The following is a 20,618-nucleotide window of genomic DNA, read 5'->3' as shown; positions in this document are numbered from 1 at the left end:
GGCCGTAGCGCGCTTTTATGGCAAATCCGACGGGGCGGTTTTGCACTCGTGTATATGACGCGGGCGCTTTATAGTTGACGAAATTGCTCAGGCTATTTAGAAGCATTCTAAATTGACCAAAAGCAAGGCGCACGCGGGTGGTATGGAGGTAAGGCTCTCACGCGCGCACGTCAATGTTTTTGCGCGGCTTTTTGTGGTCCCCCGCCGAGGAATCGGCGAAAGTCGGGGTCGTGCGGCCAGCAAAGACCAGATGGCGCGCCGAAAATGCGGTCGAAGAGAGGGCATCTGGCCGGAAGGCGGGGCTCAAAATGAAGGGGAAAGCCGATGAAATTGTCCACGAAAGGGCGTTATGCCATGGTGGCGCTGGCCGATCTGGCGCTGCAAAAGGATGAGAGCCTGTTGTCGCTGGCGGAGATTGCCAAGCGTCAGGATATTTCACTGCCTTACCTCGAACAGCTTTTCGTCAAACTGCGCCGGGCCGATCTTGTGACCTCCGTGCGGGGGCCGGGCGGTGGCTACAAACTGGCGCGACCGGCGTCCGAGATTCGCGTCTCGGACATTTTGGGCGCGGTGGATGAGACTGTTTCGGCAATGCACACGGGCGCGGGTGCGTCTGGCGGTGTCTCCGGCTCGCGCGCGCAGTCGATGACCAACCGGTTGTGGGAAGGCCTGTCGGCGCATGTCTATGTCTTCCTGCACCAGACGCGCCTGTCGGATGTGGTGAAAAACGAGCTGCGGCCCTGTCCGGCGGTGCCGACCCTGTTTGCCGTTGTGGACGAAGACTAATCGCTCTTTTGAGTATTTGAACAACAAAGGAAACCCGTGACCAAGACGCGCACATATCTCGACTGGAACGCCACGGCGCCTTTGTGTCAGGCGGCACGTGAGGCGATGATTGCGGCCATGGAAGTGGTCGGCAATCCGTCGTCGGTGCATGGCGAGGGGCGTGCGGCGAAGGCGTTGATGGAGCGTGCACGGGCGCAGGTGTCTGAGGCGTTCGGGGCGCAGGGCGCGGACATTGTCTTTACCTCGGGTGCGACGGAAGCGGCGGCTTTGGCTTTGAGTGGGCGTGGGATACACTGTGCGGAGGTCGAACATGAGGCGGTGTCCTCGTGGTGCGTGGCTGATTTGTCGGTCGGACGTGATGGCCGTGTGACAGTGGTGGAGCCAGCGCAAAGCGCACTGCAAGTGGCGAATTCCGAGACTGGGATCATTCAAAGCCTGCCCGAAGGTCTGGCGGTCTGCGACGCGACGCAGGGCTTTGGTAAGATGCCGCTGGCTTTCAACTGGCTGGGCTGCGATATGGCGCTGGTGTCGGCGCATAAGCTCGGCGGGCCGAAGGGCGTTGGCGCTTTGGTGTTGAAACAGGGCTTGGATGTCGAGGCCGGGATCAAAGGCGGTGGTCAGGAGATGGGGCGCCGCAGTGGCACCGAGAACCTGATCGGCATCGCGGGTTTTGGCGCGGCGGCTGAAGCGGCGGCGAAAGCTTTGGCTGGCGGCGTTTGGGAGGAGGTTGCGGAAAAGCGCGATCACCTTGAGGCGCTGATTGCGAATGAGATCGAAGCCCCTATTTTTGTGGGGAAAGACGTGGCGCGCCTGCCCAATACGATGAGCCTGATCACGCCCGGTTGGAAGGGCGAGACGCAGGTGATGCAGATGGATTTGGCGGGCTTTGCGGTTTCCGCAGGTTCGGCGTGTTCGTCGGGAAAGGTCAAAGCGTCCAAGGTCTTGACCGCGATGGGATACACCGAAGAGGAGGCCGCAAGCGCGCTTCGGGTATCTATCGGGCCTGAGGTGAGTAAGGAAGATTTGGAGCGGTTCGCCACGGCGTGGTTGGCCGCCTACGGACGCTGGCGCAAACGCGCGGCGTAAAGATAAACGAGAGGGCCAGAGGCCCCGGATAGCACATGAGGCGCAAGCCTCCAGAGATACGGTAAGGAGTGATCCCATGGCGGATGACGTACAATTGAAGGACCAAGTCAAAGACGGCGTCGAGGAAGAAACCGTCGCCGCCGTTCAGGCGCTGGCCGGCAAGTATAAATACGGCTGGGACACGGAAATCGAGATGGATTATGCGCCGAAAGGTCTCTCCGAGGACATCGTGCGCCTGATTTCTGCCAAGAACGAAGAGCCGGAATGGATGCTGGAGTGGCGTCTTGAGGCCTATCGCCGCTGGATCACGATGGAAGAGCCGGATTGGGCGATGGTCGAGTACCCTGAGATCGATTTCCAAGACCAGTATTACTATGCGCGTCCGAAATCCATGGAGAACAAGCCGAAATCCTTGGATGAGGTCGATCCGAAACTCCTCGCAACCTACGAAAAACTCGGCATTTCTCTGAAAGAGCAAATGATCCTCGCGGGTGTCGAAGGCGCGGGCGACGTGCCGGCGGACGGCAACAATTCCGAGCGCAAAGTGGCCGTGGACGCGGTGTTTGACTCTGTCTCCGTGGGCACGACCTTTAAGAAGGAATTGGAAAAGGCGGGCGTCATTTTCTGTTCCATCTCGGAGGCCATCAAGGATCACCCGGAGCTGGTGAAAAAATACCTCGCCTCCGTGGTGCCGGTGTCCGACAACTATTATGCGACGCTGAATTCCGCCGTCTTCTCCGACGGGTCCTTTGTCTACATCCCGCCGAACACGCGCTGTCCGATGGAGCTGTCGACCTATTTCCGCATCAACGCGGAAAACACCGGCCAGTTCGAACGCACGCTGATCATCGCCGACAAGGGTTCCTTCGTGTCTTACCTCGAAGGCTGCACCGCACCGCAACGTGACACCGCTCAGCTTCACGCCGCCGTCGTCGAAATCGTCATCGAGGAAGACGCCGAGGTGAAATATTCCACGGTGCAAAACTGGTTCCCCGGCGACGAAGAGGGCAAGGGCGGCATCTACAACTTTGTGACCAAACGCGCCGATTGCCGGGGCGACCGGGCGAAAGTGATGTGGACGCAGGTCGAAACCGGCTCGTCGGTGACCTGGAAATACCCGTCCTGCATCCTGCGCGGCGACGACAGCCAGGGCGAATTCTATTCCATCGCCATCACCAACAACCACCAACAGGCCGACACTGGCACGAAGATGATCCACTTGGGCAAGAACACCAAGTCGCGGATCGTCTCCAAAGGCATCTCGGCGGGCGTGGCGCAGAACACCTATCGCGGTCAGGTGGCGATGCATCCGAAGGCCAAGAATTCGCGCAACTACACGCAGTGCGACAGCTTGCTGATCGGCGACAAATGCGGGGCGCATACCGTGCCTTACATCGAGGTGCGCAACAACTCCTCGCGGGTCGAACATGAGGCGACGACGTCCAAGGTGGACGACGAACAAATGTTCTACTGCCGCCAGCGAGGCATGGACGAAGAGGAAGCCGTGGCGCTGATCGTCAACGGTTTCGCCAAGGAGGTGCTGCAAGCGCTGCCGATGGAATTCGCCATGGAAGCGCAGCAGTTGGTTGCGATTTCGCTTGAGGGGTCCGTGGGTTGATGAGAAGCGGGCTTGAGACCCACGACACAACGCAGTTCGATCCGCGTCACCCGCGCCACGGCGAGGGGCTTCGCGAGGGCCTGATGGCTTTCGGAGTCGTTGCGGGTTGTGCTGTGATGTTCTGGGTCTCTGTTCCCGCGGCTTTCATATCGCTCTACTGGAAGATTTTCCTGACGCTTATTCTGGCGAGTGGTGCGGGTTTTCTGGTCTCAACGTGGATCGGTCATATGCGTGTACGGTATCGTCAGAATGTTGAGAAAGACTATCGTGACACTCAGTCTGCTGAGATTGAAAGAAAGCTCGCCGAGGCGCGTGCACGGGGGGATTTCGACAAATGGGAAGGACAGAAAGACCAATGATCCAATCCGTTTCCAAAAACGTGGCCAAGGCGCGCCGGATTTATCCGGGGCATGGAGCACGTGCGGCGGGTGAGGGGCGCGAAGTGTCCGTTCTCACTCTGCTGATGGTGGGCGTTTTCGGGCTGACGATGCTGCATGACGAGATCGTCGCAGAGCTGGTCGAACGGGGCTGGCTCAGCGGTTTGCGGGCGGAAACCTGGGAGGTTCTGCTCTGTGCCGTGCTGTTCCTGATCTGGAGCTTTCTGATGCTGCGTCTGGTGACCTGTCTCAACAAGGCGCGTAGCAGCAGAACCGAGAACAACAGCACGGGGGACTGACGATGATCACCACCACGACCCCCTCCATCGAGGGCCGCAAGATCAGGGCCTATCATGGCATCGTCACCGGCGAGGCCATCATGGGCGCCAATATCGTGCGCGATCTCTTTGCGCAGGTCACTGACATCATCGGAGGGCGTTCCGGCGCCTATGAGCAGAAACTGGGCGAAGGCCGCGAGACCGCTCTGCGCGAGATGCAGGAGCGTGCGGCCGCCATGGGCGCCAATGCGGTTGTCGGTGTCGATCTCGATTACGAGGTGATCGGCCAGATGCTTATGGTCTCCGCCTCCGGCACCGCCGTGACAGTAGAGTAAGGCAGGAGTACCCCATGCGTTTCGATCTTTTTCCCATGTTCCTCGCAAGCTCCGCCGGCATCGGTCTCGGTGTCTTTATCGGCGTTTTCATCGGGCTTCTCGTCCGGGTGAAAGCCGGCAAGCGTGAGGGGTTGTTCATGAATTCGGTGGCCGCCACCGCCTTTCTCGCCTCTGTCGCTGCGCTGGTGATTTCCGCTCTGATCAAACTGGTGACTTTCTCCGGCTGACATGACCCAGATATGACCCTGCACAGCGCACATATCCCCACGTTTGGCCCCGATGGGCCGGAGCTGACCTTCCCCGAGGAGGTCAGGGAGGTCGTGTGCGCGCAATATGATGCGGCGGAGGTGATCCTTGAGTATGGCTCCGGCGGTTCGACGGCTTATGGCGCGGCGCAGCCCGGAAAGACGCTCTATTCGGTCGAAGGCGACAAGACCTGGCACACAGCAATGGAGCATCATTTCGCGGCCCATCAGCCCAAGGCCGCGCTGCATCTGATCCACGCCGAGATTGGCGAGACGGGGGAGTGGTCCTGGCCCAAGGGCAATGGAAAATGGTTCCGCTACCCGGATTATTGCTTTGGCATCTGGCAGCGCGATGACCTGAAAGCCCCTGATCTGGTGCTGATCGACGGGCGGTTCCGCGCGGGCTGTTTCCTTGCCACCATGGTGTCGATCACACGCCCCACGCGGGTGCTGATCGACGATTTTGTCGGGCGCGAAGACAAATACGGCGTGATCACCGACTTCGCCACGCCCACCGGTTTTCACGGCCGGATGGCGCAATTCGACCTCTCGCCGATCTCGACGCTGCCTGCGGGGGCGCTTTACAGCCTGCTCAAAGCCTTTCAGGTGAAAGCATGACCAGAACGCGCCTTTTCCCTCATTCCGATCACTCTTGTGCTCTGGCTCTGCCCGAATTCTGCCACGATTCCTTGGTAAACGCGGTTAACGTGGGGCTTATGCAAGGGAAAAGGGATCGCGATGGATCAGCGACAAGACTTTCTAAGCCGCATTGGCCGCGTCTCGCAGGCGCCGCAATCGCGCCTCGAAGAGATGGGGCTCGACAATATGGGGCCGGCGCAAACCCGCACCCATGGCCGCAATCAACGCCTCTCCGAAATGCTCGAACGGCATCAGGCGCAGGGCGTGCATGGCCGGAGCTATGCGGGCGAACCGCGGCTGAAGCTCTCGCAGATCATGTCCTATGTGCTGGCCTTCGCCATGGGCGGCATGGCGGCGGTGATCGCGCGCGTGCTGCGGTTTCAAATCTCTGGCACCGAGGCCCTTGGGTCGGCGGACGCCGATCTGGCGCTCGACGTGATCTTCGCGATCTTCGTGGCCTTTATCCTGCGCGAACTGGTGTCGCTCTCGGCGGTCAAACGCATGGGGACGCAATTCGCGGGGATTTTGCTGGCGATCGTCACGATGCACAATGTGGTGCACGAAATGCCCGACCTGTTCTCGAAACTCTTCTCCCAGCAATGGGTGCAATATGTGACCGGCACGACCGAGCCGGGCACGCTCTATTTTCGGGGGCACAGCTATCACATCTGACCCAGCGCGTGATCGTGCGCGCGGGTGACGTTGCGTCATTCGTTTCGGGCGCAAGAATGCCCGTCGTCCGCCGCAATCTTTCCCAAATTCCCGGCCAATCTGTTTGTGAAGACAGAAAAGAGGGGCAGGGAGAAGATGCAGCATCAGCACGCTCAGTTCGCCGACAGGATCAAACGGATCGAGGCCGGGGCGCCGAATACATTCGCGACCGTCTACACGGGCCTACAGGATGTGGACACGCCCAAGGGCAAACGCGTCTCGGGCATCAAACACCATGGGGCGGTGCAGCAAGAACGCCTGCTCAAACGCACGCTCTTGGCCATGGGTCTCAAATCCGGCCTTCTGAAACTGATCGCACTGGGCTCCGGCCTGTTGATCTTTTTGCATTTTTCGGGCGTCTGATCGCATCAGGCTCCCGTTCTGATAAGGCGCGCCCGCGCGTCACAACCTCCACGCACATGAAAAACACACAGGCGCCTGCCGGGTTCTCCCCGCGCGGGCCCTTCCTCGTGAAAGGACAATAATATGTTGGAAATCAAAAACCTCCACGTCAAACTTGAAGAAGAGGACAAGCAAATCCTCAAAGGCGTCGACCTGAAGGTCGGCGAGGGCGAAGTGCATGCCATCATGGGTCCGAACGGCTCTGGCAAGTCCACCACCTCTTACGTGCTCTCCGGCCGCGACGGCTATGAGGTGACCGAGGGCGAAGTGCTGCTCAATGGCGAAAACATCCTTGAACTGGAGCCCGAAGAGCGCGCCGCCGCCGGTCTGTTTTTGGCCTTCCAATACCCGGTCGAAATTCCGGGCGTCGGCAACATGACCTTCCTGCGCACCGCCGTGAACGCGCAACGCAAAGCGCGCGGTGAGGAAGAGCTGTCGGCCACCGATTTCCTGAAAGAAATCCGCGCCAAGGCGAAATCGCTCCAGATCGACGCCGAGATGCTCAAGCGTCCAGTCAACGTCGGCTTCTCCGGCGGTGAGAAAAAGCGCAATGAAATCCTCCAGATGGCGATGCTGGAGCCCAAACTCTGCATCTTGGACGAGACCGACTCCGGCCTCGACGTGGATGCGATGAAACTGGTGTCCGAGGGCGTGAACGCGCTGCGCGACGGCAAACGGTCCTTCATCGTGATCACCCACTACCAGCGTCTTCTGGACCACATCAAACCGGACGTGGTGCACATCATGTCCAACGGTCGGATCATCAAGACGGGCGGCCCCGAGCTGGCGCTTGAGGTCGAGAACAACGGCTATGCCGATCTTCTGGCCGAGGTGGAGCAAGCCTGATGAAACGCGCAGAGTTGAAACAACGCAAGTTGGACGCCACCAGCGCCCGTGTTGAGGGCATGACCCTGCCTGCGGGGGCGGCTTGGGCCGAAGCGCTGCGTCAGGACGCTTTGAGCCGCTTGCTCGCAATGGGCTTGCCGCAGGGGCGCGACGAATATTGGCGCTGGACCCGTCCGGACACGCTGAACGCCGATGCGCCGAAACCCGCCACGGTGTTCGACGCAAAGGAAGCGCCGGTGTTTTCCGGCATTGACCGGCTGAAGATCGTTTTCGTTGATGGTGTGTTCGATGCCGAAGCCTCGGATGCGCTCAACGGCGAGAACCTCGAGATCATGCGCCTGTCGGATGCGCTGTCCGCCGACATCCATTGGGTGAAAGACGCTTACGGCGTGCAGGAGAAAAAGGCGCAAGACCCGGTCGAGCGGCCTTTCGCGACGCTCAACACCGCCTTTGCCACGGACGGCGTGGTGATCCGCGCCACGGGCAAGGTCGCGAAACCGGTGTCGCTGATCTATCTGCACCGCAATGAGACCTCGGATGCGATCCTGCACCATGTGATCCGCGTCGAAGAGGGCGCCGATCTGACGGTTCTGGAAAACGGCCCGGCTGCTGCGCGGTTCAACAAGGTGATGGAGGTCGAGGTTTCCGACAAAGCCGCCTTCCACCACGTCCGCGCGCAGGGCCGCGATCACGAACGTCGTGCCGTGACGCATGTGTTCGCCACGATCGGGCAGGAGGCTTTGTTCAAAAGCTTCACCATGACAGCCAATGGCGTTCTGACCCGCAACGAAGTGGTGCTCGACATTCAAGGCGACGATTCCATGGCGCATGTCGCGGGGGCTGCGCTTGGCGATGGCGATTTTCACCACGATGACACGGTGTTCATCACCCATGATGCCGAGCGCTGCGAAAGCCGTCAGGTGTTCAAAAAGGTGCTGCGCAACGGCGCGAAAGGCGTGTTTCAGGGCAAGATCCTCGTGAAAGCGGGCGCGCAAAAGACCGACGGCTATCAGATCAGCCAAGGCCTTTTGCTCGATGGCGACAGCCAGTTTTTGGCCAAGCCGGAGCTTGAGATCTACGCCGATGACGTCGCCTGTTCGCATGGCTCCACCGTGGGGGCAATCGACGATGAGGCGCTTTTCTACCTGCGCTCGCGCGGCGTGCCGACGGCGGAGGCGACCGATCTTTTGACGCTGGCGTTTCTGGCCGAAGCTATCGAGGAGATCGAGGATGAGGCCATCGCCGAAGACATCCTGCATCGTCTCGAAGGCTGGCTGACCCGCCGCCGTGCAGGCTGAGCCTGATGGGCGTCGTCACCGACATCGCAAAGAGCTACCGCGCGCCGCGCGCGGTGCTCCGTCACAGGTTGGCGGGCGGGGACAATGAGGGCAGCGCCCTTGTGACCCTGATGCTGGCCTGTGGGCTGATTTTCGTGGCGCAATGGCCGCGTCTGTCGCGGCTCGCGTTCGAGACCGGCCAAGAGGTGCAAATGCTGATGGGGGCCACGCTTTTGAGCTGGCTCTTTATCATGCCTTTGGTCTTCTACGTCTTGGCAGGAATTGTCGCTTTTGTTCTGCGTTTGCTCAAGACGCCCGCCACCGGGTTCGAGACCCGCATGGCGCTGTTTTGGGGCCTCTTGTGCGCCGCGCCGCTGTGGCTTTTGTGGGGCCTGACCGCGGGCTTTGTGGGCCCCGGTGCGGCCACGACGGCTGTGGGCGTTTTGGCGCTTGCTGCCTTGATCTATTTCTGGGGCGCGATGCTGTCCGAAGTCGCCCACACACCTAAGAAAGAGAGCCGAGATGTTTGACGTCAACGCCATTCGTGCCGATTTTCCGATCCTGTCGCGGCAGGTCAACGGTCAGCCTCTGACCTATCTCGACAGCGGCGCCTCGGCGCAAAAACCACAGGTGGTGATCGATGCGATCACCAAGGCCTATTCTGAAGAATACGCCAATGTTCACCGTGGCTTGCACTATCTTTCTAATCTTGCGACCGACAAATATGAGAATGTCCGCCAAGTGGTGGCCAAGTTCCTGAACGCCGGTCATGAAGACGAGATCGTCTTTACCTCCGGCACGACCGAGGGGATCAACCTTGTCGCTTACTCCTGGGCGATGGAGAACTTGCAGTCGGGCGATGAGATCGTACTGTCGGTCTTGGAGCATCACGCCAATATCGTGCCTTGGCAATTCCTGCGCGAACGTCAGGGCGTGGTTCTGAAATGGGTGGATTGCGCAGCCGATGGCAGCCTAGATCCGCAGGCCGTGATTGACGCTATGGGGCCGAAGGTCAAACTCGTCGCCGTGACGCATATGTCCAACGTGACCGGGACAAAAGTCGACGTCAAAACCATCTGTCAGGCAGCGCGCGAGAAGGGCATCGCCACTCTCATTGACGGCTCTCAGGCCTCTGTGCATGGGCCGGTCGATGTGCAGGACCTCGGCTGTGATTTCTATCCCATCACCGGGCATAAACTCTACGGACCGTCGGGCTCCGGCGCGATCTATATCCGTGCCGAGCGTCAAGCCGAGATGCGGCCTTTCATGGGCGGCGGCGACATGATCGACACGGTGACGAAAGACGCCGTGACCTACGCCAAACCGCCGCTCAAGTTCGAGGCCGGCACGCCGGGCATCGTTCAGACCATCGGCATGGGCGTGGCGCTCGATTACCTGATGCAGATCGGCATGGAGAACATCGCCGCCTATGAGGCCCAACTGGCCGCTTATGCCTCCGAGAAGCTTCAGAACCTCAATTGGCTCAATGTCCAAGGCACCGCACCGGGCAAGGGCGCGATTTTCTCCTTCACCATGGAGGGCGCGCATCCGCATGACATCTCGACGGTTCTCGACAAAAAAGGCGTCGCGGTGCGGGCAGGGAGCCATTGTGCCATGCCCTTGATGCAGCATCTGGGCGTGACCGCCACCTGCCGGGCGTCTTTCGCGATGTACAACACCACCGAGGAAGTCGACCGTCTCGTTGAGGCGCTGGAGCTTTGCCGGGAATTCTTTGGCTGAATTTGGGGCTAAGAGGCGCTTGTCTGAAACGGGATGTCATGCCACGCTTCTGCTCGTGTGAGGTACGAGGAGACGCGGCATGACGCCTTTTAGATTCTCTGTGATTGCCGTGGTTGGCATGGCGCCGCTGATGGCCACAGCGGCGGATATCCAGCCGACATCCGGCCAGTGGCAAGGGCAGGCGACGCTTTTGGGGCAGGACGGCTGTCCGCCGCAAATGGTCGATCAAATGCCCGGCGCGTTTTCTGAAAATGCGAATTACGGTCCGCAGCAGATCACCTTCCCCGATCCGTTTACCCCGGAGAGCTTTGTGGGGGATTTCGCTTGGGTCAAACTGGGCGAAAACCACTGGCAGGCGGCCTTTCAACAGAGCAACCAGACCGGCATGGGCGCTTTGGTGGCCGATCACAAGATCGATCTCTATGTGCGGTCTGAGACCGCTCTGGAACAAGTCTCTGTTTTGCAGGTCTCCTTCCCACCGGCTTTGGCGCAGATGATGGGCACATCGGCGCCCTGTGTCATCTCCTCGCGCGTGGATCACCGCTATGCCGGGCCGTGACCGCGCATGAGCGCCCATGTGCAGGAACATGAGCAGGAATAAGGGCAGGAAGAAGAGGCCATGGCCATGAAAACCGATTGCGCGCCGGTTTTTCATCCCCTATAGAAACCCCACTGACGCGGTCAGCCCGCGCACCCATAGCTCAGCTGGATAGAGCGCTGCCCTCCGAAGGCAGAGGCCAGAGGTTCGAATCCTCTTGGGTGCGCCATTACTCTCGAAATTCCAGACTGTTAAATGACGTTTCTGACGCGCGTGCCTCTGCATCGCGAGACAGGCCTGCCCACTTGGGCCCCTCCCACGGTCAGGCCGCGAGAGGGGTGTGCGGCGCTAGAGATCTAGAAACCGGGCGATGGCCGCGAGGGAGGCGTCATGGGCCGTCGCGCGGTCCCAGCCTTCGGGGTCGTCGCAAATCGGGTCTTCGCCTTCTTCGATCAGCAATTGCGCCGCATGATCCTTGCAGAGCGGAAGAAAGGAATAGTGGTGGGCATTGGGAATGATCGTGTGCTCGACTTGGGCGAGCAAATCGACCAGCCCGCTGCCTTCCGTGCGGACATCGGTTGTGGGCCAGGGAAAGCTGTCGCCGAGGGACAAGAGCTGGATAGGCCGGTCGATTTTGGCGGCGCTTTCGGGCATGGCCGCATAGGTCCAGCCGGGGTCGACCGCAACGATGGCGGTGAACCTCGGGTCTGACATATTGGCGGAGAATTCGGGCGGCAGAGTGTCGAGATCGACGCCGCCGCGCATCAGGAACAGGCAATCTTGCGCCGTCTCTTTGAAGCGGGCGCAATAGTCCCGGTAGGCCGCCGGGTCGAGACGCAGACCGGCGAGGCCCAGCACCGTTGAGCCGCCGAGAGAGAAGCCGACGGCTGAAATTCGGCTGCTGTCGATATGCGGTGCGATCTGCGGGTCGGCCAATACATGATCCAGCGCGGCGCTCATGTCGGCGGCCCGTTCAGAGAGGCGCACGGTGCGGCGCGGGGAGCTGTCTCCGGTTGTCGTGCCGGGGTGGTTCAGAACCAGAACCATGGCGCCACGTTCGGCCAGCCCGGCCGCAAGCCAGGCGGTGCCATCGATGCTGCTGCCGGAGCCATGGGACAGGACGATCAGCGGTAGCGCGCCCTCGGGAAGCGCCGCACCGACATAGGCCTCGACCGGTTCGAAGACCAGACTGTCGCCGACGGAGGCGGCATAGGTCGCCCGGCCTGAGGGATACCAGATCCCCGCTGCGAGAGGCGTCGAACGGTGATCGGTTTTGACGTCGAAGCGGTCGAAGCCGATGGTGGGGGCCGCGGCACTGGGAGCTGTGACAGCGGGATCAGTGCCTGCGGGGTCTGTGAAAGCGGGACCTGCGAGAGCGGACATGAGGGGGACGGTAAAAATCAAATGTTTCAAAGTATGTCTCCATGAGTGAGGGGATGGCCTTTCGTCCGCTCCAATCGCCATTCTCGCGACCTGAAACCGGTTTGAGGTCGTGCAGGACGGGATCTTGGACTAAGCGAATGCCATGTTGACGCTTCCGATTCCGCTTGTGGTCGCTCTGATCCTCGGCTTTCTCGCCCTGCGACATGCTCTTGCGGGCGACCGATCCGTGCTGTTTCTCGTGCTGCTCGCAAGCTGCGCGTTTCAGGCGCTGGTGATCTCCTTGACCCAACATTACGGGCTGGTCATGCTATGGCCCTTGCAGCTCCTTGCCGCCGTCGTCATGGCGCCGCTGGCGTGGCTGACATTTCAGACCGCTGTCTTGCGCCCGGTCGATCTTGGGCGTGATTGGGTCCATCTGCTTGGCCCTGTTTTCACCCTCTTTTGCGCCGTTTTCGCTGGGCCGACGCTGGACGTGGTTCTGCCGATGCTGTTCCTCGGCTATGGCGGGTCCATCCTGCTGTACCTGCGGGGCGATGAGGCCCTGCCGCTGGCGCGGCTCGGCGCGGGGCCGGTGCCCGCACGGATTTGGCAAGCCGTCGGTATTTTGCTGATCCTTTCGGCCCTGTCCGATATTCTGATCGCCCTTGCGCTTTGGGACGGTCATGTCGCATGGCGGCCGCTGATCATCAGCATTTTCACCTCCTTCACCTTGCTTGGCATTGGTCTTTTGTCCCTCTCCCGAGACGCCGAGGGGGCGGCTCAGGAGAAGCCCGAGACTGACACCTCTGAGACGCCGGGCCCGGCCGAGGAAGACGCCGCCCTGATCGCGCGTTTGGAGGTGCTGATGCAGGCCGAGCGTCTGCATCTGGACCCCGATTTGACATTGGCCCGTCTCGCCCGTCGGCTTCACGTGCCGATCAAACAGCTCTCAGTGGCGATCAACCGGATGACGGGAGAGAATGTCTCTCGCTATGTCAACGGATACCGCGTGCAGGCGGCCTGCACGGTGTTGCAAAAAGGCGAGACGGTGACCGAGGCCATGCTTGCGAGCGGGTTCAATACGAAATCGAACTTCAACCGGGAATTCTCGCGCGTCATGGGGCAGACGCCCTCCGCCTTTCTGCGCGCAGAGGGGGCCGGGAAGGGATGACGCCTTTTGCCATCGCAGGGAAAAGAGCGAGGCCAAAAGCTCAGCCAAGCTTTTGGCTTTTGGCTTGCCCTCGATGGAAGCGTCACGATCCTTTGCCGGTCTTCTCGTGATACATCGCGCCCAGGAAATCGAGCATCAGGCGCGCCGCCAGAAGCGAGGTGATCCCCGACGGATCATAGGGCGGCGAGACCTCGACGAAATCGACGCCAACAACATCGAACCGCGAGGCGATTTCGCGCAGGATGTCCTTGCCTTCGTAATAGCTCAGGCCACCATGGCTGATCGTCGCGGTGCCCGGCGCGATGGATGGATCAAAGGCGTCGATGTCGATCGAGACATAGACCCGTTGCCCGTCCGGCAGATGCGCCAGAGAGGCCGCAGCCCCCTGTCGGCGCAGTCGCCGCAGCGGCACGACATGGGTGCCATAGGCCTTGGCCGCCTCGTAATCCTTGCGGCTGACCGAGGCCATGTTGTGCGGCGCCAGCGTGGTGATGCCGGTCACATGGGACATTTCCGACGCGCGCCGCATCGGCCTGCCGTGCCCCCAGGAAATGCCATTGCGCTCGTCGATAAAGTCGAAATGCGCGTCGATATGGAGGATGTGGAGCGGCGGTTCATCTGAGTATGCCGCCACGGTCGCCATGGTGATCGCATGATCGCCGCCCAAAATGTAGGGCAGGGTGCCCTGATCCAAAAGCGCGCGCACCGCCTCGGTGGCCTTGGCGAGGCTGCGTTTCGTATCGGCATAGATGACATCGCTGTCGCCTGCGTCAACGATCCGCACCTCATCGGCGTTCAGATAGGTCACCTCATCCTCGAAATCGAACACGCCTTCGGGGCCAAAGCTATGGAACATCGAGGCCTCGCGGATCGCGCGCGGCCCAAATCGGGTGGGCACGCCCAAAAGGCGACATCGGCGCCTCTCAGCTGGCTCCAGTCCTCCTGCGCGGGTTGTCCGGCAAAGCTGACCAGCCCCACAAAGGGCAGGTTCATGCGGTCGATACGAACGCGCAGCCGATTTTCCTGCCTTTTCCGCGTGGCTCCACGCGCGCGCCGGTGATGTGCGCCGGATCGGCTCCGTCTGTACCGGGGCGTTTTTCCTCGCCGAATCCGGGCTGCTGGAGGGGCGGCAAGCGACCACCCATTGGCAACATGCGGCAGAGCTTGCGACGTGCTGTCCGGGCGCCGATGTGCGTCCCGATGCGATCTATGTCGAAGATGAGGGGCTCTATACTTCAGCCGGGGTGACGGCGGGGATCGACCTTGCGCTGCGCCTCATTGAGGAGGACCACGGGCATGAGATCGCGATGCGTGTGGCGCAGCGGTTGGTGGTGTTCCTGAAACGCCCCGGAGGTCAGTCTCAGTTCAGCGCGCATCTGGCGGCGCAGATGGCGCAAGAGGGGCGGATTGCACAGGTTCAGAGCTGGATCTTGGACAATGTCTCGGCGGATTTGTCCGTGGCGGCGCTCGCGCAACGCGTGGGCATGAACCCGCGGAACTTTTCCCGCTTGTTTCTGACCGAGGCCGGAATAACCCCCGCGGCTTTCGTCGAATATGCCCGCGTCGATGCGGTGCGCCGAGCGCTTGAGGAGACGGAGATGCCGCTCAAGAGCATCGCCGCTCTCTGTGGCTTTGCCGGGCCGGATACTTTGCGCCGGGTCAAGACGACGCTGGCTGAATATCGCGAACATTTTTGCCGATCGAAACTCCCGGCGCGCATATAGCGCCGGGGTTTGTGACGTCTACGGCGTCCGGCCGAGGGACAAAAGCGCCTGTCGGAAGTCCGCCTCGCTGAGCACCACCTCTCCGGCCCCCAGCGCCTGTGCATGGGCAAGGGCGCGGGAGGTCAGGGACTGCGCCGTTTCCACCGCCTCACCCAGCGACTGCCCTCGGGCCAGCCCGGCCACAATCAAGCCGCTGAACAGATCGCCGGTGCCCGGCAGCGCGCAGGGCAGATGCGCGGTCGGGTGGCGGCTCGGCGCACTGTCTGTATGTGGGCCGCAAATGATGCTCTCGATCTGACCCGGTTGTGTGGTGTCCAGAATGCAGCCGGTCGCGATCAGATGCGCGTCATCGCGGATGTCGAGATCGCGCCTTGCGGCCTCGACATCTTGCACGGTCGCGATCTGCCGCCCGGTGAGCCAGCCGAGCTCGAACGGGTTCGGCGTCGCGATGTCCGCCATCGGCAAGAGACGCTTGCGCATGACCTCGGCGATGGGTTGGGGCACGTAAAGACCGGGGCCGCTGTCCCCCAGCACCGGGTCACACAGATAGGTCAGCGTCGGGTTCACCGCCTTGGCCTCGGCCACGAAATCAGCCACCATCTCGGCCACCTCAAGCGATCCGATGTAGCCCGTGACGATATAATCGGCCCGCGTGAGGAGGTCGCGTTCGCGCGCACCTTGCAGCAGATCGGCAAAGAAATCGGGCGGCAAAGCGCGCCCGCGCAGCGTCGGGTAATCGGGGGTGTTCGAGTAGATCACGGTGGGGATCGCCGCGACCTGAAGACCCGCCGCCTGCATCGGGAAAAGCGCGGCGGAATTGCCGACGTGGCCGAAAACCACCTGGCTCTGGATCGAGATCACAAAGGGAGAAGGGGTCATGCCTTGCCGTCCAATCTTGGGCTCCAGTCCTCGACGCGCCGGTTCGCCAAGCGGCGGACAGCGTATTTTCGCCAACCGTCCGCCAGAACATCGAGCGCCGCGATGCCCTCCAGCTCCGACAGATTCATGCGGTCTACATAGAGCGCATGCCAGAGCCGGTGCAAGGTCCAGTCCGGCGCGACCCGATCGGTCAATTCAAGCTTGTCACCGGGCGCGACCGTGCCGGGCTGAAGAACACGGTAATACCAGCCGGTGCGGCCCGTGTCTTGCACGCGTCGTGCCATGTCGGGGACATCGAACCGCCGGTTGAGCTTCCAACAGGGTTGGCGCCCTTGTGAGACCTGCACCACTGCGCTGCCCAGCCGAAAGATGTCGCCCACCGCGACGGTTGTCTCGGTCAGCCCCTCGGTCGAGATGTTTTCGCCAAAGCCGCCCGGCGCCTCGAGCGCCGGAAGTGTGCCCAGTTCCGAACGCCACGGCGCATAATGCTCATGCGGATAGTGGTGGACGGCCTTTTCAGGGCCACCGTGGACACGAAGGTCGGCCTGTTCGTCGCTCTCAAAACCGTTGGGGCCGAGTTTCAACGGGCGGTCGACACAGGTCTTGATGATTCCGCTGGGGGTCTCCGTGCCGGAAAGCGGCGCAATCCGGCCGGTCATGAGGGTGATGGGGGACGGGGTCATGGGAGCCTCTTGTCTTTTTCTCCTCTTTGGCGAAAATTCGGCCTATCCAAAAGTGCCAGTATGAATGAAAGAGATAGGCCGGTTTTAAGATGCGCGAGCCTCTTGCCCTCGATATTGAGCTTGGCCACAGTGGCCCGCTTTTCCTCGCGATTGCCGAGGCCATCACCCACGACATCACCCGTGGGCGTTTGAGGCCCGGTGCGCGACTGCCCGGCACACGGGCGCTGGCGCAAGAGCTCGGCGTGCATCGCAACACGGTCGATGCCGCCTACCAGGAGCTGCTGATGCAGGGGTGGTTGGAGGCGAAGCCCGCGCGGGGCACCTTCGTGGCGCAGGATTTGCCGCAAGGCGGTCTGGTGCGCCGCACCGCGCCGGATCCCGTCGCACCGGAGACGCCGCCTCCCGCGCTGGCCTTCACGGACGGCGCGCCCGACCCGAAACTGGTCCCGGACAAAGCATTGGCACGGGCCTTTCGCCGCGCACTCTTGTCGCCGGGGTTCCGCGCCGGGGCGGATTATGGCGACGCCCGCGGCACCTCCGTGTTGCGACAGGCCCTCGCGGGCTATCTCGCCTCCGATCGGGGCGTCGTGGCGGACCCGTCCAGCATGATCATCACGCGCGGCAGCCAGATGGCCCTGTTTCTCGCGGCGCGGGCGGCGCTGTCGCCGGGCGACGTCATCGCGGTCGAAGACCCGGGCTATCCGCTCGCCTGGGAGGCGTTTGGCGCGGCGGGGGCGGTGGTGCGGGGCGTGCCGGTGGATGGCGGAGGTCTCAGGATCGACGCGCTGGAGGCGGCGCTGGCCCGCGATGCGCGCATTCGGGCCGTCTATGTGACGCCGCATCACCAATATCCGACCACGGTGACCATGGGCGCGGCGCGGCGATTGCAGCTTTTGGAGCTGGCGCAGCGTCACGGGATCACGCTGATCGAGGACGATTACGACCACGAGTACCGCTTTGAGGGCCGCCCGGTGTTGCCGCTGGCGGCCCGCGCGCCGGACCACCTGCCGTTGATCTACGTCGGATCGCTGTCAAAGCTGCTCTCGCCGGGCATTCGTCTGGGCTATGCTTTGGCGTCGGGGCCTGTGTTGCGGCGGATGGCGGAGGCGCGGGCCGCCATCGACCGGCAAGGCGACGCGCCTCTCGAGGCGGCGCTGGCGGAGGTGATTGTTGATGGCGATCTTGGCCGCCATGCCCGCAAGGCGCGGCGGATCTATCGGGCGCGGCGGGATTTTCTGGCGGAGCTTTTGCGGGTGCAACTGGCCGGGCGTGCCAGTTTTGAGCTGCCCGGCGGTGGGCTTGCGCTTTGGCTGCGCTGCGACGGTGTGGCGGCAGATCGCTGGGCCGAAAGCGCGGGGCAGGCGGGGTTGGCGCTTTTGCCGGGCAAGCGTTTTGCTCTGGAGGGCGCGGAGCCGCAGGCTTTTCGTCTGGGCTATGCGGCGTTGGATGAGGATCGGATCACCCGCGCGGTCGAGATTTTGGCCAAAAGCTGGCCGGGATGACAGGACGGCGCCGACACACTGGTTGCCTGATCTTGCCTTGAATTTTCACCTATTTTTTTCCGCCTTGACTTAGAGCGCGCTCAAGCCCCTAGAGTCGGGAGCGTCTTGATGAGAAGCAGGTGCAATGCAAATCGGTGAATTGGCGAAACGCAGCGGGCTGTCGGCCCATACGATCCGCTATTACGAGCGTATCGGGCTTTTGCCCTATGCGGATCGCGATGCGGGCGGGCGGCGCGACTATGATGAGGCGATCCTCGTCTGGATCGCGTTTCTCGACCGGCTGAAAACCACCGGGATGCCCATCCGCGAGATGTTGCAATATGCCAAACTGCGTGCGGCCGGGGATCATACCGGGCCTGCGCGGCAGCGCATTCTTGAGGCGCATCGCGACCGGGTGCGCGCCCATGTGCGCGATTTGCAGGCCAGTCTTCTCGTCCTCGACACCAAGATCGACACCTATGTCGAAACGGAAAAAAGGACGCATTCCCATGACGATACAGAACATTCCTTCGACGGACAGCAGACTCGAACGCGGCCAACGCGCCCTTGAGGCCATTGACGGGCGGGCCGGGCAAAACGTGATTGACGCCTTGGCCGATATTGCGCCGGATTTTGCCACCTATCTGTTCGAATTTCCGTTCGGGGACATCTACTCCCGCCCCGGCCTGTCGCTGCGAGATCGCGAGATTGCCACAATCGCGGCGCTTGCCGCCATGGGCACGGCACAGCCGCAGTTGAAGGTGCATGTCGAGGCCGGGCTAAATGTGGGGCTGACGCAGGAGGAAATCACAGAGGTTCTGATGCAGATGGCGGTCTATGCCGGGTTTCCCGCCGCGCTGAACGGGCTTTTCACCGCCAAGGAGGTCTTTGCCGCGCGGGCGCAGGAGGCGGTGGAGGCCCGGACATGAGGCTGAGCCGACGGCGGCTTGTGCCCGGCCTAAGTGGGAGTCATGCGCGGGATGCGGGCCTGGCAATTGCCATAGGCCTGTTCGATCGACACCAGGATCGCCGCCTGAGCGGTCGGCCAGGTGGAGCGGATGTCCTCGTTTGCCTCGATGATCTGCGCAATGCCATTGACACGGGCGCGGCGGCGGCGGTCGAAGTCCATGAACAACATGCCGATATGCGGGTTCACTTGAATATTGCCGAGACTGTTGTAAAGCCCGTTGCCGGAGAAATCGGGGAACACAAGCGATCCGGTGTCGATCACCCGCAAGGCAGGCAGCGGCGCTCCGGTGTCATCATGTTCCCGGCCGCGAAAACTGCAATCGCAATGCCCCTCGGCGTCGGAGGTGGCGATGAAGAAAAAGGGCAGGGATTCGATGAATCGTGCCAGCCCGGTGGAGAGGATGGGGCGCATCATGGCGGTCAGGCTGTGATCGTTCCAGTGATAGTCGCTTGGAAAGCGCTGTCTCATCTCAAGTTCGCCGGGATGTCCCTGCGGCGTGTCGGGGGCGATGGCTGACGCGGCAGAGCCTTTGCCTTTGGGCTGTGTCATAGGTCTCGCTTTCTCTCTTGATAAATCACGATGTGACGACATAAATACGACCGACCGGTCGTTTGTAAATGAGGACTCACATGGCAAAGACATCTCGCAGAGAGATCATCTTTTTCGCGCGCGATTTGATGCGGGAAAAGGGATACGCGGGCATGTCCATGAAGGATGTCGCTCTCAGTGTCGGCCTGTCGAAAAGCAGCCTGTATAGCCACTTTGGCAGCAAGGAAGACTTGGTTCCCGAGGTCCTCGATCTGACCTTCGGTGAGATCATCGAGGGGCTTGAGACCACCGGCGACTGGCGTGCGGATTATGAATCGGCGTTGGATCGGCTGAGTTCCGTGCTGATCCGTAACCGGCGTTGCCTCGGGCTGCATTTGGCTTACGGGCTGAGTGAGGACGCGTCCGAGGTCCGAGAGGCGGTGAGCAGTTTCTTTCTCGATCTTAGGGAATTCCTGCGCGATCTGTTGATGCAGGGGCTGGATGTGACGCTTGCCGAACCTCTGGCCCTCGACACGCTGACCGCGGTGGAGGGCGCGACGCTATGGCTGGCGCTCTACGGCAATGCCGAGCCGATGGAGCGCGTCCGGCGGGCGCTTTTGGCGCGGGCCGACGGTTTGATCGGGCCGGAGCCCGACGAACAGGCCAAAGCTCTGTTGACCCAGATGCTGGGGGACTGGCGCGCGGCAACTGCGGTGGAGAGGCGCCTCGCAGACCGCGTGATCGCGGCGGAAAGCGATCTTTTGGCCTGAGCGGACCACAGCGGATCACAGCGGACCAAAGCGCCTCACAAGGACATCCCTAGGCAACACCCCCGATTTTCAGAGAAGACCGCGTCGAGGTCATGCAGGCGATGATGAGGGAGCATCCCTTTGCGACGATCGTGTCCGACGCGCCCGAGGACTTCGTTTCCCGGCAGTTGAA

General features: G+C 61.7%; 26 protein-coding genes, 1 tRNA gene and 1 pseudogene. 23 read left to right on the top strand and 5 right to left on the bottom strand.

Annotation, left to right across the window (positions count from 1 at the left end):
* Window positions 1-324 precede the first annotated feature (324 nt).
* The 16 genes from ACN0X0_RS00810 (at window position 325) to ACN0X0_RS00735 (ending at window position 11,107) form a co-directional block, all read left to right on the top strand.
* Entirely contained in the window at window positions 325-786 is a 462-nt protein-coding gene (locus ACN0X0_RS00810) for an Rrf2 family transcriptional regulator (protein WP_417277611.1), read from the top strand.
* A 36-nt stretch (window positions 787-822) separates the two neighbouring features.
* A complete protein-coding gene (locus tag ACN0X0_RS00805; protein ID WP_417277610.1) occupies window positions 823-1,872 on the top strand; it encodes a cysteine desulfurase family protein in 1,050 nt (349 codons plus the stop codon).
* A gap of 76 nt (window positions 1,873-1,948) precedes the next feature.
* Entirely contained in the window at window positions 1,949-3,490 is a 1,542-nt protein-coding gene (gene sufB, locus ACN0X0_RS00800; protein WP_417277609.1) for a Fe-S cluster assembly protein SufB, read from the top strand.
* Window positions 3,490-3,849: a hypothetical protein gene (locus ACN0X0_RS00795; RefSeq protein ID WP_417277608.1), complete on the top strand. Its 360-nt coding sequence runs from the start codon at window positions 3,490-3,492 to the stop codon at window positions 3,847-3,849. Before sufB ends, ACN0X0_RS00795 begins: the two co-directional genes overlap by 1 nt.
* Window positions 3,846-4,166 (top strand): hypothetical protein, encoded by a 321-nt coding sequence (locus ACN0X0_RS00790; protein ID WP_417277607.1) that lies wholly within the window; start codon window positions 3,846-3,848, stop codon window positions 4,164-4,166. Before ACN0X0_RS00795 ends, ACN0X0_RS00790 begins: the two co-directional genes overlap by 4 nt.
* Before the next feature lie 2 nt (window positions 4,167-4,168).
* The gene (locus tag ACN0X0_RS00785) at window positions 4,169-4,480 is read left to right on the top strand and encodes a heavy metal-binding domain-containing protein (RefSeq protein ID WP_417277606.1); all 312 of its coding nucleotides are present in this window, start codon (window positions 4,169-4,171) and stop codon (window positions 4,478-4,480) included.
* A 14-nt stretch (window positions 4,481-4,494) separates the two neighbouring features.
* Window positions 4,495-4,707, top strand: coding sequence for a hypothetical protein (locus ACN0X0_RS00780; RefSeq protein ID WP_417277605.1), 213 nt, complete (start codon window positions 4,495-4,497; stop codon window positions 4,705-4,707).
* Between the two features lie 12 nt (window positions 4,708-4,719).
* Entirely contained in the window at window positions 4,720-5,343 is a 624-nt protein-coding gene (locus ACN0X0_RS00775; protein WP_417277604.1) for a hypothetical protein, read from the top strand.
* A 120-nt stretch (window positions 5,344-5,463) separates the two neighbouring features.
* The gene (locus tag ACN0X0_RS00770) at window positions 5,464-6,036 is read left to right on the top strand and encodes a hypothetical protein (RefSeq protein WP_417277603.1); all 573 of its coding nucleotides are present in this window, start codon (window positions 5,464-5,466) and stop codon (window positions 6,034-6,036) included.
* Between the two features lie 135 nt (window positions 6,037-6,171).
* Complete coding sequence (locus ACN0X0_RS00765; protein ID WP_417261433.1) at window positions 6,172-6,438, top strand: hypothetical protein; 267 nt, start codon at window positions 6,172-6,174, stop codon at window positions 6,436-6,438.
* 123 nt (window positions 6,439-6,561) lie between these two features.
* Window positions 6,562-7,323 carry a Fe-S cluster assembly ATPase SufC gene (gene sufC, locus ACN0X0_RS00760; protein WP_417261434.1) on the top strand — a complete coding sequence of 254 codons (762 nt, stop codon included), beginning with the start codon at window positions 6,562-6,564 and terminating at the stop codon, window positions 7,321-7,323.
* A gap of 59 nt (window positions 7,324-7,382) precedes the next feature.
* A complete protein-coding gene (sufD, locus tag ACN0X0_RS00755; RefSeq protein ID WP_417277873.1) occupies window positions 7,383-8,621 on the top strand; it encodes a Fe-S cluster assembly protein SufD in 1,239 nt (412 codons plus the stop codon).
* 5 nt (window positions 8,622-8,626) lie between these two features.
* Window positions 8,627-9,130, top strand: a complete 504-nt coding sequence (locus ACN0X0_RS00750) for a YIP1 family protein (RefSeq protein ID WP_417277602.1) — start codon at window positions 8,627-8,629, stop codon at window positions 9,128-9,130.
* On the top strand, window positions 9,123-10,340 hold the full coding sequence (locus ACN0X0_RS00745) for a cysteine desulfurase (RefSeq protein WP_417277601.1): 1,218 nt from the start codon (window positions 9,123-9,125) through the stop codon (window positions 10,338-10,340). Before ACN0X0_RS00750 ends, ACN0X0_RS00745 begins: the two co-directional genes overlap by 8 nt.
* A 79-nt stretch (window positions 10,341-10,419) precedes the next feature.
* Complete coding sequence (locus ACN0X0_RS00740; RefSeq protein WP_417277600.1) at window positions 10,420-10,899, top strand: hypothetical protein; 480 nt, start codon at window positions 10,420-10,422, stop codon at window positions 10,897-10,899.
* Between the two features lie 131 nt (window positions 10,900-11,030).
* Window positions 11,031-11,107, top strand: a tRNA-Arg gene (locus ACN0X0_RS00735).
* 119 nt (window positions 11,108-11,226) lie between these two features.
* Here ACN0X0_RS00735 and ACN0X0_RS00730 read toward each other — a convergent pair.
* Window positions 11,227-12,291, bottom strand: coding sequence for an alpha/beta hydrolase family protein (locus ACN0X0_RS00730; protein ID WP_417277599.1), 1,065 nt, complete (start codon window positions 12,289-12,291; stop codon window positions 11,227-11,229).
* A gap of 112 nt (window positions 12,292-12,403) precedes the next feature.
* Between ACN0X0_RS00730 and ACN0X0_RS00725 the strand changes: the two genes are divergently transcribed.
* Window positions 12,404-13,411, top strand: coding sequence for a helix-turn-helix domain-containing protein (locus tag ACN0X0_RS00725; RefSeq protein ID WP_417277598.1), 1,008 nt, complete (start codon window positions 12,404-12,406; stop codon window positions 13,409-13,411).
* Between the two features lie 82 nt (window positions 13,412-13,493).
* On the opposite strand, the gene ACN0X0_RS00720 is transcribed toward ACN0X0_RS00725, so the two are convergent.
* Window positions 13,494-14,309 (bottom strand): arginase family protein, encoded by an 816-nt coding sequence (locus tag ACN0X0_RS00720; RefSeq protein ID WP_417277597.1) that lies wholly within the window; start codon window positions 14,307-14,309, stop codon window positions 13,494-13,496.
* Window positions 14,310-14,445: 136 nt separating this feature from the next.
* Here ACN0X0_RS00720 and ACN0X0_RS00715 point away from each other — a divergent pair.
* Both ACN0X0_RS00715 and ACN0X0_RS00710 read left to right on the top strand, forming a co-directional pair.
* Window positions 14,446-14,685: pseudogene (locus ACN0X0_RS00715) on the top strand (DJ-1/PfpI family protein); the annotation flags it as partial.
* A gap of 33 nt (window positions 14,686-14,718) precedes the next feature.
* Window positions 14,719-15,135 (top strand): helix-turn-helix domain-containing protein, encoded by a 417-nt coding sequence (locus tag ACN0X0_RS00710; RefSeq protein WP_417277872.1) that lies wholly within the window; start codon window positions 14,719-14,721, stop codon window positions 15,133-15,135.
* A gap of 18 nt (window positions 15,136-15,153) precedes the next feature.
* Here ACN0X0_RS00710 and pdxY read toward each other — a convergent pair whose 3' ends face one another.
* Window positions 15,154-16,014: a pyridoxal kinase gene (pdxY, locus tag ACN0X0_RS00705; protein ID WP_417277596.1), complete on the bottom strand. Its 861-nt coding sequence runs from the start codon at window positions 16,012-16,014 to the stop codon at window positions 15,154-15,156.
* Window positions 16,011-16,697, bottom strand: a complete 687-nt coding sequence (locus tag ACN0X0_RS00700; RefSeq protein ID WP_417277595.1) for an MOSC domain-containing protein — start codon at window positions 16,695-16,697, stop codon at window positions 16,011-16,013. Before ACN0X0_RS00700 ends, pdxY begins: the two co-directional genes overlap by 4 nt.
* Window positions 16,698-16,786: 89 nt before the next feature.
* Here ACN0X0_RS00700 and ACN0X0_RS00695 point away from each other — a divergent pair, with 89 nt between their 5' ends.
* The 3 genes from ACN0X0_RS00695 (at window position 16,787) to ACN0X0_RS00685 (ending at window position 19,107) form a co-directional block, all read left to right on the top strand.
* Window positions 16,787-18,199, top strand: coding sequence for a PLP-dependent aminotransferase family protein (locus ACN0X0_RS00695; protein ID WP_417277594.1), 1,413 nt, complete (start codon window positions 16,787-16,789; stop codon window positions 18,197-18,199).
* Window positions 18,200-18,323: 124 nt separating this feature from the next.
* Complete coding sequence (locus ACN0X0_RS00690; RefSeq protein ID WP_417277593.1) at window positions 18,324-18,749, top strand: MerR family transcriptional regulator; 426 nt, start codon at window positions 18,324-18,326, stop codon at window positions 18,747-18,749.
* A complete protein-coding gene (locus tag ACN0X0_RS00685; RefSeq protein ID WP_417277592.1) occupies window positions 18,688-19,107 on the top strand; it encodes a carboxymuconolactone decarboxylase family protein in 420 nt (139 codons plus the stop codon). Before ACN0X0_RS00690 ends, ACN0X0_RS00685 begins: the two co-directional genes overlap by 62 nt.
* A gap of 29 nt (window positions 19,108-19,136) precedes the next feature.
* Here ACN0X0_RS00685 and ACN0X0_RS00680 read toward each other — a convergent pair whose 3' ends face one another.
* Window positions 19,137-19,697, bottom strand: a complete 561-nt coding sequence (locus tag ACN0X0_RS00680; RefSeq protein ID WP_417277591.1) for a pyridoxamine 5'-phosphate oxidase family protein — start codon at window positions 19,695-19,697, stop codon at window positions 19,137-19,139.
* Window positions 19,698-19,777: 80 nt separating this feature from the next.
* Here ACN0X0_RS00680 and ACN0X0_RS00675 point away from each other — a divergent pair, with 80 nt between their 5' ends.
* Window positions 19,778-20,446: a TetR/AcrR family transcriptional regulator gene (locus ACN0X0_RS00675; protein WP_417277590.1), complete on the top strand. Its 669-nt coding sequence runs from the start codon at window positions 19,778-19,780 to the stop codon at window positions 20,444-20,446.
* The last annotated feature ends 172 nt before the right edge of the window (window positions 20,447-20,618 follow it).

The organism is Celeribacter sp., assembly GCF_048270365.1.
In the GTDB taxonomy this organism is placed as follows: domain Bacteria; phylum Pseudomonadota; class Alphaproteobacteria; order Rhodobacterales; family Rhodobacteraceae; genus Celeribacter.
This window is presented reverse-complemented; position numbering and strand designations above follow the sequence as displayed.